Here is a 13346-nt window from a genome sequence, read left to right as displayed (position 1 = left end):
TCCTCATCGTCGGGCCGGAACGACGCCGAAACGTCAGCCCGCGGGGGTACCCGGCACGGATATTGTGCTGGGGGAGCGTCCCGGATCCGCACTCAGGGTCTTCCCCGAGCCGGGCCGCGACCGCCGCAGGCGGCCGCGGCCCGGGCCGCTCGGGGTCCTACTCGTAGGCGATGGCGCGCAGCACGTTGAGCCGCACCGCCCGCAGCGACGGGATGAACCCGGCGACGGCGCCGACGATGACCGCCGCGATGAAGTACACCACCATCAGCACCCACGGCAGGGTGACCGAGCCGAAGCCGAGCACGTCCTTCAGCGCGGTGACGATCGCGGCCCCCAGCGCGGCGCCGACGGCCAGGCCGAGCACCGTGCCGAACACCGTGATCACGATCGACTCCGTGGTCACCATCAGCCAGGTCTGCCCCCGTCGCAGCCCGACCGCCCGCAGCATGCCCAGCTCCCGGGTCCGCTCGATGACCGACAGCAGCAGGGTGTTGATCACGCCGAGCACCGAGATGGCCAGCGCCACCAGCAGCAGCACCTGCACGATGCCGAGCACCACGTCGAACTGGAGCTGGCTGTTGTGCACGTACTCGTCCTTGGTGTATGCCGTGACCTGCGGATTGTCCTTGATCACGTCGTTCACCGCGTCCTTGGTCGCGCTCACCGAGGCGCCGTCGCGCACATCGACGAACACGTCCCACGCCTGCGGGAAGTTGAAGCCCTGCTGCGCGTCGGCGTAGCTGACCACGATCCCGGAGGCCACCGCCGACCGGCCGGAGATCCCGACCAGCTTCAGCGTCTTCTGCGGCCCCTTCGCGAACGTCACCGTGATCGTGTCGCCGAGGTGGTAGTTGTCGTCCTCGGCGGTCTTCTGGTCCACCACGAACTCGCCGCTGTCGATCCGGTCGATCCGGCCGGCCGTGACGGTGCGCTTGAGCACCGTCGCGGCGGCCGCCGGGTCCGCGTACGAGCTGATGTAGGCCGTCTTGCCGTTGACCTGGACAATGTCGGCGGTCACCGACGCCACCGTCTGCGCGTCGGGCAGGGCCGCGATCCGCCGCACCTCGTCGGCGCTGATCGTCGGCGGCAGCTGGGAGGTCTGCTGGCCGAAGACGATGATGTCGGCCTGCAGGCCCTCGTCGATCGTGGCGCCCAGCGCCGCGGACAGCGAGGTGAAGATCGTGCTGATCGCGGTGACGATGGCGATGCCGACCATCACCGCGCCGGCCGTGATCGCGGTACGCCGCGGGTTACGGGCCGAGTTGCGCTTGCCCAGCTTGCCCGAGACGAACCAGGAGAACGCCGAGCCCAGCGCCGCCACCAGCGGCCGGCCGAGCATCGGGGTGAGCAGCGCCACGCCGACGAGCACGCCCAGCACGCCGCCGAAGACCAGCGCCAGCGTCGACCCGCCGGCGCCGGCCAGGCCCCAGCTCAGCGCGCCGATCCCGAGCGCGGTGATCACCCCGCCGACGATGGTCAGCCGGGTCAGCGGCCGGTCCGGGGCCGCCGACTCGCGCATCGCGGCGATCGGGGGCACCCGGGACGCCTTCAACGCCGGGGACAGCGCCGCGATCATGGTCACGCCGATGCCGATGACGAACGACGCGACGATGGCCGAGACCGGCGCGCCGAGGCTCGCCACCTGCAGGCCGCCGACCAGGCTCGACATCCCCGCCGCGCCGGCCGCCCCGACGCCGAGACCGACCAGGAAGCCGAACACCGAGCCGACGACGCCGATGATGAGCGCCTCCAGCAGTACCGACCGCATGATCTGCCCGCGCCCGGCACCCATCGCCCGCAGCAGCGCCAGCTCCTGCGTGCGCTGCGCGACGATGATCGAGAACGTGTTGAGGATCAGGAACACGCCCACCAGCAGGGCCACCGCGCCGAAGCCGAGCAGCACGTAGTTGAAGTACTTCAGCAGGCCCTTGATCGCCTCGCTGGACTCGTCGGAGAGCTCCTTGCCGGTCTTCACCACGAACTGGTCGCCCAGCTGCGCCTTGACGTTGTCACGCAGCGTGTCGTCGCTGACGCCGGGCGCCGCCCTGACGTCGATGACGTTGAACTCGTCCGGGGCGCCGAGCATCGCCTGCTGCGCCTTGGGCGTGGTGAAGAAGATCGCGCTCTCGCCCGCCATCGAGTCGCGGCCGCCGGCGTACTGCATCAGCCCGACGATCGTGTAGCCCGCCCGTTTCTGGTCGCGGGTGATGATGTCCATCGTGTCGCCGACCGTGTAGCCGGTCGTCGTGGCCAGACCCTTGTTGATCACGACCTCGTCGTCGGCGGTCGGCCCGCGGCCCGCGGCGAGGTGGACCAGCTCGTCCTCGCCGGTCCAGTTGCCGCCGAACTGCTGCCCGGTCGGGTTGATCGCGACCTTGTGGTTCTTGCCGATCGGCAGCGCCCCGGTGAGGAACACCTGGCCGGTCGCCTTCGCCACGCCGTCGGCCTTCGCCACCCGGTCCACCGTCGCGGCCGGGAACGGCGTGCTGCCGTCACCCGCCTGTGCCAGCTGGGACTTCGCCGTGACCTGGACGTCGGTGTACGTGTAGATGTTGGCGAACAGGTTGTCGAACGTGCGCCCGAGCGTGTCGGTGAGCACCAGCGAGCCGGACACGAACATGACCGACAGCACGACCGCCAGGGTCGACAGCGCCAGCCGCAGCTTGCGCGCCAGCAGGCTCTTCAGCGTCGCCTTCAGCATGGCGGTCAGGCCACCTCGCCGGCCAGGCTGCCCGGCACGTCCCCGGGCACCTTGTCCAGGCCCTTGAGCTTGTCCAGCACCGCCTCGGCGGTCGGATCGCGCAGCTCGTCGACGATCTGCCCGTCGGCCAGGAAGATGACCCGGTCGGCGTAGGAGGCGGCGTTGGGGTCGTGGGTGACCATGACGATCGTCTGGCCGTGCTCCCGGACCGAGTTGCGCAGGAACGACAGCACCTCGGCGCCGGAGCGCGAGTCGAGGTTGCCGGTGGGCTCGTCGGCGAAGATGACCTCGGGCCGGGACACCAGGGCCCGCGCGCACGCGACGCGCTGCTGCTGGCCGCCGGAGAGCTGGCTGGGCCGGTGCCCGAGCCGGTCGGCCAACCCGACCGTCTTGATCACGGTGTCGTACCACGCCGAATCCGGCTTGCGCCCCGCGATCGACAGCGGCAGCAGGATGTTCTCCTCCGCGGTCAGCGTCGGCAGCAGGTTGAACTGCTGGAAGATGAAGCCGACCTTGGTCCGCCGCAGGTTGGTCAGCGCCTTGTCCGACATCCCGGTCAGCCGGGTGCCGCCGATGAAGATCTCCCCGCGGGTGACCGAGTCGAGCCCCGCCAGCGTGTGCATCAGCGTCGACTTGCCCGAGCCGGACGGCCCCATGATCGCGGTGAAGTGCCCCCGCTCGAGCTCGACGCTCACCCCGTGCAGCGCGATGACCTGGGCCTCGCCGCTGCCGTACACCTTCCACACGTCAACCGCGCGGGCGGCGGCCGCGCCGTCCCCGGTCGTGACAGTCGTGGTCACGCTCAGCTCCCCCTCGAAGTGGTACGCCTATGTCGTCCACTTCACGCTAAGGCGCGCCGTCACCCCGGCCGTCGTTCCCGAGGAGGACGTCACGACCCGGGGCGGACCAGTCCGGTCTCGTACGCGAGGACGACGGCCTGCACCCGGTCGCGGAGACCGAGCTTGGTCAGCACGTGACCCACGTGCGTCTTGACCGTCGTCTCGCTCACCGACAGCGCCCGCGCGATCTCGGCGTTGGACAGCCCCCGGGCCAGCTGCACCAGCACCTCCCGCTCCCGGTCGGTGAGCACCCGCAGGTCCCGCGGCGGCGCCGCGTCCGGGTCGGGCAGCGCGACGGCGAACTTGTCCAGCAGCCGCTTGAGGATCCGCGGCGCGACCACCGCCTCGCCGGCCGCCACCGTGCGGATCGCGATGACTAGGTCGTCGGCCGGCACGTCCTTGGCCAGGAACCCGCTGGCCCCGGCCCGCAGCGCACCGACGACGTACTCGTCCAGGTCGAACGTGGTCAGGATCAGCACCCGCACCGGCAGCTTCGCGTCCACAATGATCTTCGTGGCGGCCACGCCGTCCATCCGCGGCATCCGGATGTCCATGAGCACCACGTCCGGCAGCAGCCGCCGGGCCAGCTCCACGGCCTCCACCCCGTCACCGGCCTCGGCCACGATGTCGAGATCGGGCTCGCCACCGAGCACCATCCGGAACCCGGTACGCAGCAGCGGCTGGTCGTCGGCGAGCAGCAGCCGGATCGGCCGCGCCGCACCGGCCCGGTCCTCGCCCCGCAGCGCACCGTCGCGGCCCTCGCCCGGCTGTGAGCCCGGCCGCGCCGCGGTGCTGCGGTCCTCGGCCGGTTGTGAGCCCGGGCGCGCCGCGGTATTGCGGTCGTCGCCCGGTTGGGAGCCGGGACCCGAGCCCGGGCGCAGCGCGTCGGTCAACTCGCCAACTGCCTCTCTGCCGGCGCCTCGATGGGGATCCTCGCGTGCACACGGTATCCGCCGCCGGGCCGCGGCCCGGTGCGCAGGGTCCCGCCGAAGAGCATCACCCGCTCCCGCATCCCCAGCAGCCCGTGCCCGACCGCCGCGGTGCCCAGCTGCGGCCCCCGCCCGGTGTCGCAGATCTCCACGGTGACGTCCGCCCGCCCGAACACCAGGTGGACGTCGACGGTCGCCGCCCCGGCATGCTTGAGGGCGTTGGTGAGCGCCTCCTGCACGATCCGGTACAGCGTCAGCGACACGCCCGGCTCCAGCGGCCCCGGCTCGCCGTCCACCCGCAGGACCGCCGGCAGTCCCGCCTCGCGGATCTGCTCGACCAGCCCCTCGATCCCCGCCAGCCCCGGCTGCGGCGCCAGCTCCCCGGCCGGCTCGGCCTCGGTCCGCAGCACACTGAGCATCCGCCGCATCTCCCGCAGCGCCGTCCGCCCGGTCTCCTCGATCGTGGCGAGGGCCTCGTCGGCCGCGTCCGGGTCCCGCTTGAGCATCCGCCGCGACCCGGTGGCCAGCACCCCCATGACGCTGACGTGGTGCGCCACCACGTCATGCAGCTCCCGCGCGATCCGCCGCCGCTCCTCGGCCACCGCTTTCTCGGTCAGCGCCCGCTGGCTGGTCTCGGCGGTCCGGGCCCGATCCTCCAGCGCCGCGATGTACGCCCGCCGCGTCGCCACCGTCCGCCCGACCGTGAAGCAGACCAGCGCACTCATCGCGTTGAACGCCAGAAACACCTGCGTGTCCGGGTAGAACAACGCCTCATCGGCCCGTCCGAGCAGCGACCCGAGCACCATCCCCGGCACCCACATGAGCACCGCCGCCCCGACCGCCCGCCGAACCGGCAGGTGCGCGGCCGCCGTATAGGTCATGACCACGAGCCCGAGCCCGCCCTGCACCAGCGACACCCCGGCGGCGAACGGCACGAGCCCGTGCACCGCCGTCCACCCGACCCCGGCCCACAACCACTGCCGGCGCAGCGCCACCGCCACGAGCCCGATCGAGTCGTACACCAGCTGCAGCGGCAGATCCCGAATCCCCAGCGCCCGCTGTCCAACCACCTCGACCAGCGCCATGAACACCATCAGCCCGACGGCGAACACGGCATCCTGGGCCAGCGGCCGCCACTGATGCCACCGCCGCCCGACCCGCTCGCTGCCTGCCGCCACGCTTCGACGGTATCGGCTGCCCGACCCGCCCCGTTCATCGCCGCGCCCGACCCGCCCTCCTCCTCAGGGATGACCCCCTTCACCCCAAGAACGACCCGCCCACCCCGCGGCGGGGGCGAGCCGGACCAAGGCGGCCCGCGGAGCGGAGTGGTGCGGCCCGGCGCCACGAGCCGCGGCGCGGCGCGACGCCCGGAGCGGGGTGGGGCCGGGGCGGCGCGGGGCGGCGCGGGGCGGCGCGGGGCGGCGCGGGGCGGCGCGGGGCGGCGCGGGGCGGCGCGGGGCGGCGCGGGGCGCGGGGCGGGGCGGGGCGCGGGGCGAGGCGCGGGGCGGCGCGGGGCGAGGCGCGGGGCGGCGCGGGGCGAGGCGCGAGGCGGGGCGACGCGGCGCGCGGAGGGGCGGGGCGCCAGGCGTGGCGCGGCAGGTGACGCGGCGCCAGGCGGGGCGCGAGGCGTGAGGCGGGGGCGACGCGGCGCGCGGAGGGGCGGGGCGCCCGGCGAGGCGGGGCGCCAGGCGTGGCGCGGCAGGTGACGCGGCGCCAGGCGGGGCGGGGCGCGAGGCGCGGCGCGGGGCGGGGCGAGGCGCGAGGCGGGGCGACGCGGCGCGCGGAGGGGCGGGGCGCGAGGCGGGGCGAGGCGGGGCGCCAGGCGTGGCGCGCCAGGTGACGCGGCGCGAGGCGGGGCGAGGTGCCCGCCGCGCCGGGTGCCGGGCCGCTCTCCGCGGCCCCGGGTTCTGCTCCGCTCGGCCGTGGACTCGATCTCCAACCGCTGCCGGGCGCGGTCCGGCCGTAAGTCTCCGCGATCATGCATGAGGCCGGTCCGACACCACCGGTTTGCCATGATCCCGGAGACTTAATGTACCTATGTGTACACTTTCATTCCGTGATCATGAGAAACGCATGGTATGGGCGACTGGTCCTGCATGATCACGGAGACTTATGGGCGCGCCGTCACCGGCCTCTGCTCGTCACCGGCCTTAGCCGTCGCACGGTCACCGGCTGCGGGCGCCCGCTCGGCGACATCAGTCGCTGGCTTTAGCTCGTCGCGGGCCTCAGCCCGGCTCCAGCCTCAGCCCGGGCCGGCGCCGGGTCGATCGAAGGTCGTCCACATCGCGGAATGCGCGCATCGTGGACACGCCGAAGACCTTGGCGCCGCGGACCCGGCAGGGCCAGGGCCAGCGGATGCTGGGCCCCGGCCCGGTGTCTCACGGGAGGAACGGTCCGGTGTTGCGCGAACCGGAGCCATCCGCCTTAACCCGGCGCCCGACCGTAGCGGCGTCACGCGGCTCGGACCTCGCGCCCAAGCCCCGTCGAACCGGGCGCCCGACCCGCGGCCAGCACCAACGTCGAACCCCGCGTCCAGGCAGCTCCCGCCCGCCCCGGCCCCCGGCCCCGGCCCGGAAGGTTTCGGCAAAGTGGCTAGTCGCGCTCCACCACCAGCTCGTCCAGCTCGGCGGCGGCGACCGGGAATGGCGGTGGGGTGCCGCCGTAGGCGGGGCACAGTGCCTGGTGGGCGCACCATCCGCACAAGCGGCTCGGCTTGGCGCGGAAGTCGCGGGTCTGCGTGGCGAGCTCGATCGCCTCCCACAGGGCCAGCAGCGTCCGCTCGAATCGGGTCAGATCCTCCGCGTCCGGGGCAAAGTCACAGACCTCCTGGTCCCGCAGATACATCAGGCGCAGCACCCGGGGCACCACGCCGCGTGTCCGCCACAGCACCAGGGCGTAGAACTTCAGCTGGAACATGGCGCGGGCCTCGAACGCCTCCCGCGGTGCGCCGCCGGTCTTGTAGTCGACCACCCGCAGCTCGCCGGCCGGGGACACGTCGAGGCGGTCGATGATGCCCCGGATCACCAGGCGGCCGTCGACCTCGGCCTCGACGTAGGTCTCCCGCTCGGCCGGCTCCAGCCGGTTGGGGTCCTCGACGGTGAAGTAGCCCGAGAGCAGCTCCGCCGCGCCGGCCTGGAACTCCTCGGGGGTCAGCGGGCTGCCGTCGAAGATCGCGGCCAGCTCCGGCTCCTGCTCCAGCAGGCGCTGCCACTGGGGGGCGACCAGGGCGGCGGCGCGCTGCGGGGTGCGCTCGCCGGCCGGGGCGTCGAAGAGGGCCTCGAGCACGGCGTGGACGAGGGTGCCGCGGGCCTGGTCGGGGGTCGCGCGCTCGGGCAGGCGGTCGATGGTGCGGAAGCGGTAGAGCAGGGGGCAGGTCTTGAAGTCCGCGGCGCGCGACGGCGACAGGGTGGGGAGGGTGGAGGTTGCGGGCACCGTCATGGGGATGAGGTTAGACGGGGGGTACGACAAAAAACCCGTAGCATCGGTGACGATGGACGACTACCGCACGGCATCGGCGCCGCCGTCCCAGGCCACCCGCCAGCGGCCCCGGGAGCGCGGGGCGGGCATCCCCCTGGGCCGGCTCGCCGGCGTCCCGATCTACCTGGCGCCCTCCTGGCTGCTGCTGGCCGCCCTGATCACGCTGACGTATGGCCAGTTCCTGTCGAGCCGGTCGGCGGCGCTGGACGTGACCACCGGGCTCGCCATCGGGTTCGGGTTCGTCGTCTGCCTGCTCGTCTCGGTGCTGCTGCACGAGCTCGGCCACGCGGTGACCAGCCGGCGCAGCGGCATCGGTGTGCGCGGCATCACGCTGGAGATGCTCGGTGGGTACACCGAGATGGAGCGCGAGGCGCCGAGCCCCGGCGTCGAGCTGTTCGTGTCGCTGTCCGGGCCGGTGGTGTCGCTGGTGATCGGCCTGGCCGCGGCCGGCGCCTCGGCCGTGCTGCCGCCCGGCGGCATCGCGGCGACGTTCGCCTTCCAGCTCGCGCTGTCCAACATCGTGGTCGCCGTGTTCAACGCGCTGCCGGGGCTGCCGCTGGACGGCGGCCGGGCGCTGCAGGCGCTGGTGTGGAAGCTCAGCGGCGATGCCAACACCGGGCGGCTGGTCGCCGGGTGGGCGGGGCGGCTGCTGGCCGTCGGGACCGCGCTCGCCGCGCTGGCGCTGGCCCGGTCCGGGATCGTCCACGGGTACTTCGGCGTGCTGTTCACCCTGCTCGTCGCCATCACGATGTGGGTCGGCGCGAGCCAGTCGATCCGCCACGCCCGGGCGGCGGCCAACCTGCCCCCGTTCAGCGCCCGCGAGCTGGCCCGGCCGGTGGTCGCGGTGACCGCCGACACACCGCTGTCGGAGGCGGACCGGATCGCGGCGGCCGGCGGCGAGGAGCGCCAGCCGGTGGTGGCCGTCGTCGACCGGGGCGGCAGCCTGATCGGCTTCGTGCACGGCGCCTCGGCCCGGGCGGTGCCCGCCGAGCGGCGGCCCTGGGTGCCGATCGGCGACGTGACCCGGCGCATCGACCGTGATCACGTGCTCGCCGGCGACCTGCGCGGCACCGACCTGCTGATGGCGATCAGGGACGACCCGGGCGGCGACTACCTGGTGGTCACCGGGGAGGATGTCCACGGCGTCCTGCGCGGCGCCGAGCTCGTCTCCCTGGTGGCCCCCTCCCGGCGGCCGCGCAGGCCGACCGTCCGGAGGAACAGCACGTGACCGTGGAAAGCCCCGTCCAGACCCCGTCCGCCGTGCGGCGCGGTCCCTTCCGCCCGGGCGACCGGGTCCAGCTCACCGACCCGAAGGGGCGGATGCACACCATCGTGCTGGAGGCGGGCAAGGAGTTCCACACCCACCGTGGCCGGCTGGCCCACGACGAGCTCATCGGCGCGCCGGACGGCAGCGTGGTCACCTCCACCGGCGGCACCGCCTACCTGGCGCTGCGCCCGCTGCTGAGTGACTACGTGCTGTCCATGCCCCGCGGCGCCCAGGTCATCTACCCGAAGGACGCCGCCCAGATCGTGGCGATGGGGGACATCTTCCCCGGCGCGCGGGTGCTCGAGGCCGGGGCCGGCTCCGGGGCGCTGACCTGCTCGCTGCTGCGCGCGGTCGGCCCGCACGGTTCGGTGACGTCATACGAGCAGCGCGCGGACTTCGCCGAGATCGCCCGGCGCAACGTGGAGGCGTTCTTCGGCGGCCCCATGCCCGGGTGGACCTTGCGGGTCGGTGACGTGGCAGGATGTGAAGATGTCGGGTTTGATCGGATCATTCTGGACATGCTGACCCCGTGGGAGATCCTCCCGCTCGTCTCGCGCGCCCTGATCCCCGGCGGGGTCTTCATCGGCTATGTGGCGACTACGCCGCAATTGTCGGAGTTGGTGGAGGCCTTGCGCGAGGATGGTGGGTACACGGAACCTCGAGCGTGGGAGAGTCTCGTGCGCGACTGGCATGCCGAAGGCCTGGCCGTGCGGCCGGACCACCGCATGATCGCGCACACGGCGTTCCTGGTCAGCGCCCGGAAGCTCGCTCCGGGGGTGACCGCGCCGCCACGCCGGCGCAAGCCGAGCAAGGGGGCCGAGGCGTACGCGGCACGGCGGTTGGCGGCCGCCGCGGCCGCTCGGGCAGACGAGGAGGCCGAAGGCCATGAGCCGACCGAGCTTCAGTGACCTACCCGCGGTCTTTCCGGACTGGTCGCCGTACCCGGACCTCGAGTCGGCGGCCCGGGCATACCTGCGCGATCCGGACATCGCGCTCGATGCCATGGCAGGGGTACTCCGAGGTCAGAGTGTGCTGGGTTTCACCCTCGAACGGTTCGTCAACGACGTCAACGGCGTGTGGCAGGAGGTCGTCGTCTGCGACGGCACGCGGCTGATCCTCTGGCACGGCGAGGACATCCCGCCGGAGGAGGCGCCGCCGGGCTCGATGACCTCGTCGCTGCGGGTGGTCGCGCTCTCGGCGGTGACCGAGGTCGGCTGCCGGCGCCGGATCAGCCGCAACCCCAACGGCACCCACCGGGTCGACAGCGTCGACGTATATCTGCTGCTCACGTCGCTGGACGAGGCCAACGTGGCGGCCGAGGAGGCCGGTTCGGTGATCCGGCACGACGCCCTGCGCTTCGGCAAGACGCTCGACGACGGCGGGGCGGGCCAGATCGCCCGGCTGGAGGAGTTCGCCCGGCTGGTGAGCTCCCTGGTCGGCAAGCCCATGCTCTAGTTGTAGGACGTGGGATCAATCCTCGGCGCCGGGCCCGGCGACCGGCGCGTCGTCGCGCTGGCGGCGCACGTGGATACACTCGCCGGGGCACTCCTTCGCCGCGTCGATGACCTCGAGCCGCAGGTGGGAGGGCACGTCAACCCGGCTGCCGGGCGCCAGCAGCAACTCGCCGCCGGGGCCTTTGACATAGGCGAGGCCGTCGACGTCGAACTCGAAGACCTCCGGGGCATACTGCACACACAGGCCATCGCCGGTGCACAGGTCCTGGTCGACCCAGACCTGCAGGGTGTCCTCGGTAGTCTCGACGCTCACATCCATGACGCTACCCGACAGGCCCGCAACCATGCAGGGGGCCGTGACACACGCCGCAGGAGACCGGAAAGGGTACTGGATAGGGCCCTTTGAGCTCGCCGGTTTTGTAAACACCCTGTGGCGCACGTGTTCGAGGGGGCCCGAACCGGCGATCAGCAGTTAGTGTTAGAGCACAACGTTCAAAGCCCCCGGGGAGGTGGGACGTGGCACGCAGCGACGACGCGGAGACGCGCGCCGCACGATGGGAGAAGGACGCCCACGATCTCTCCACGCAGGTCGCGTTTCTTCAGGAGGAACTCGCCCTGGTGCGGCGCAAGCTGACGGAGACACCGCGACACGTGCGACAGCTCGAGGAGCGGCTCGCCGCAGCGCAGGCGCAGATTGCCCGGCTGACCGAAAACAACGAGCGGCTCGTGGCCACCCTCAAGGAGGCCCGAGCCCAGATCGTGACGCTGAAGGAGGAGGTCGACCGCCTGGCACAGCCGCCGAGCGGCTACGGCATCTTCCTCGCCCGCCACGACGACGGCACCGTCGACGTGTTCACCGGCGGGCGCAAACTGCGCGTGGCGGTCTCCCCGGCGATCGAGACCGAGGAGCTGCGCCGAGGCCAGGAGGTCCTGCTCAACGACGCCCTCAACATCGTCGACGCGCTCGGGTTCGAGCAGGTCGGCGAGGTCGTCATGCTGAAGGAGATCCTCGAGGGCGGCGATCGGGCACTCGTCATCTCGCACGCCGACGAGGAACGGATCGTCCACCTGGCACACACGCTCGCCGACGCGCCACTGCGCGCCGGCGACTCGCTCATGATCGAGCCCCGCTCGGCGTATGCGTACGAGCGGATCCCGAAGAGCGAGGTCGAGGAGCTGGTCCTGGAGGAGGTGCCCGACGTCGACTACCACGACATCGGCGGCCTGTCTCCGCAGATCGAGCAGATCCGCGACGCGGTGGAACTGCCGTTCCTGCACGCCGAGCTGTTCCGCGAGCACAAGCTGCGCCCGCCGAAGGGCGTGCTGCTCTACGGCCCGCCCGGCTGCGGCAAGACCCTCATCGCCAAGGCGGTGGCCAACTCGCTGGCGAAGAAGATCGCCGAGCGGCGCGGCGAGGAGAAGCGGACCAGCTACTTCCTCAACATCAAGGGTCCGGAGCTGCTCAACAAGTATGTCGGCGAGACCGAGCGGCACATCCGGCTGATCTTCCAGCGGGCCAGGGAGAAGGCCAGCGAGGGTACGCCGGTCATCGTGTTCTTCGACGAGATGGACTCCGTGTTCCGCACCCGCGGCTCCGGCGTCTCCTCCGACGTGGAGAACACGATCGTTCCGCAGCTGCTCAGCGAGATCGACGGCGTGGAGGGGCTGGAGAACGTCATCGTCATCGGCGCGTCCAACCGGGAAGACATGATCGACCCGGCGATCCTGCGCCCGGGCCGGCTCGACGTGAAGATCAAGATCGAGCGTCCGGACGCCGAGGCGGCCAAGGACATCTTCTCGAAGTACATCCTGACCGACGTACCGCTGCACAGTGACGACATCACCGAGCACGGCGGTTCGGCGGACGCGACGGTCGCGGCCATGATCGACGCGGTCGTCCTGCGGATGTACTCCGAGACCGAGGAGAACCGCTTCCTCGAGGTGACCTACGCCAACGGCGACAAGGAGGTCCTGTACTTCAAGGACTTCAACTCCGGCGCCATGATCCAGAACATCGTCGACCGCGCCAAGAAGATGGCCATCAAGGACTTCCTCAGCAGCGGCCAGAAGGGCGTGCGCCTGCAGCACCTCCTGGACTCCTGCGTCGACGAGTTCCGCGAGAACGAGGACCTGCCCAACACCACCAACCCGGACGACTGGGCCCGCATCTCCGGCAAGAAGGGCGAGCGGATCGTCTACATCCGCACGCTCGTCTCCGGCGGCAAGGGCGCCGAGGCCGGCCGCTCCATCGAAACCGCCACCAACACCGGCCAATACCTGTAAATCCGACAAATCTCCGGCGGGCGGCGACCACCAGGTCCCGCCCGCCGCTGTTTGGGGCGCCCGGGGTTCCGGACACCCCAAGGGCTCATGGCTCCGGTCCGTGCAACACCGGACCGTTCCTCCCGTGAGACACCGGGCCGGGGCCCAGCATCCGCTGGCCCTGGCCCTGCCAGGCCCGCGGTGCCAAGACCCCCGGCGAAAAGTCTCCGCGATCATGCTGACGCAACCTCCCAAACGGCGCGTTTCACATGATCACGGAAAGAAACCGTACAGATAGGTACATTACCGCTCCACGATCATGAAAACCGTCGGTGTCCGACCCCGTTCGTGCATGATCGCGGACCCTTACCGCCTACACCCGCGGGCGCGACACGGGGCCGCCGGGCGTGGTAGAAA

The 13346-nt window shown here is 71.9% G+C and carries 10 protein-coding genes; 4 read left to right on the top strand and 6 right to left on the bottom strand.

All coding sequences use genetic code 11. From position 1 onward, the window contains the following. Positions 1-157: 157 nt before the first annotated feature. The 5 genes from ACQPXD_RS34070 to ACQPXD_RS34050 form a co-directional block, all read right to left on the bottom strand. Complete coding sequence (locus ACQPXD_RS34070; RefSeq protein ID WP_432825427.1) at positions 158-2701, bottom strand: ABC transporter permease; 2544 nt, start codon at positions 2699-2701, stop codon at positions 158-160. Between the two features lie 5 nt (positions 2702-2706). Further along, positions 2707-3507, bottom strand: a complete 801-nt coding sequence (locus ACQPXD_RS34065; protein WP_432844072.1) for an ABC transporter ATP-binding protein — start codon at positions 3505-3507, stop codon at positions 2707-2709. A gap of 83 nt (positions 3508-3590) precedes the next feature. Then, complete coding sequence (locus ACQPXD_RS34060) at positions 3591-4283, bottom strand: response regulator (RefSeq protein WP_432844070.1); 693 nt, start codon at positions 4281-4283, stop codon at positions 3591-3593. A gap of 146 nt (positions 4284-4429) precedes the next feature. Then, positions 4430-5647: a sensor histidine kinase gene (locus ACQPXD_RS34055; protein WP_432825426.1), complete on the bottom strand. Its 1218-nt coding sequence runs from the start codon at positions 5645-5647 to the stop codon at positions 4430-4432. 1414 nt (positions 5648-7061) lie between these two features. After that, positions 7062-7961 (bottom strand): RecB family exonuclease, encoded by a 900-nt coding sequence (locus tag ACQPXD_RS34050; RefSeq protein WP_432844068.1) that lies wholly within the window; start codon positions 7959-7961, stop codon positions 7062-7064. Here ACQPXD_RS34050 and ACQPXD_RS34045 point away from each other — a divergent pair. The 3 genes from ACQPXD_RS34045 to ACQPXD_RS34035 are packed head-to-tail and all read left to right on the top strand — an operon-like array spanning position 7960 to position 10668. Beyond that, positions 7960-9174, top strand: coding sequence for a site-2 protease family protein (locus ACQPXD_RS34045; RefSeq protein ID WP_432825425.1), 1215 nt, complete (start codon positions 7960-7962; stop codon positions 9172-9174). The two genes, ACQPXD_RS34050 and ACQPXD_RS34045, sit on opposite strands and share 2 nt — an antisense overlap. Then, a complete protein-coding gene (locus ACQPXD_RS34040) occupies positions 9171-10121 on the top strand; it encodes a tRNA (adenine-N1)-methyltransferase (RefSeq protein ID WP_432825424.1) in 951 nt (316 codons plus the stop codon). Before ACQPXD_RS34045 ends, ACQPXD_RS34040 begins: the two co-directional genes overlap by 4 nt. Further along, entirely contained in the window at positions 10099-10668 is a 570-nt protein-coding gene (locus ACQPXD_RS34035) for a hypothetical protein (RefSeq protein WP_432825423.1), read from the top strand. The genes ACQPXD_RS34040 and ACQPXD_RS34035 overlap by 23 nt, the downstream gene beginning before the upstream one ends. Positions 10669-10683: 15 nt before the next feature. Here ACQPXD_RS34035 and ACQPXD_RS34030 read toward each other — a convergent pair whose 3' ends face one another. After that, complete coding sequence (locus ACQPXD_RS34030; RefSeq protein ID WP_432825422.1) at positions 10684-10980, bottom strand: ferredoxin; 297 nt, start codon at positions 10978-10980, stop codon at positions 10684-10686. Positions 10981-11183: 203 nt separating this feature from the next. Here ACQPXD_RS34030 and arc point away from each other — a divergent pair, with 203 nt between their 5' ends. Next, a complete protein-coding gene (gene arc, locus ACQPXD_RS34025; protein ID WP_432825421.1) occupies positions 11184-12950 on the top strand; it encodes a proteasome ATPase in 1767 nt (588 codons plus the stop codon). The last annotated feature ends 396 nt before the right edge of the window (positions 12951-13346 follow it).

Source organism: Dactylosporangium sp. CA-092794, assembly GCF_050948465.1.
In the GTDB taxonomy this organism is placed as follows: Bacteria; Actinomycetota; Actinomycetes; order Mycobacteriales; family Micromonosporaceae; genus Dactylosporangium.
Note: the sequence above shows the minus strand (reverse complement) of the source record. Positions and strands in the feature narration are given on the sequence as shown.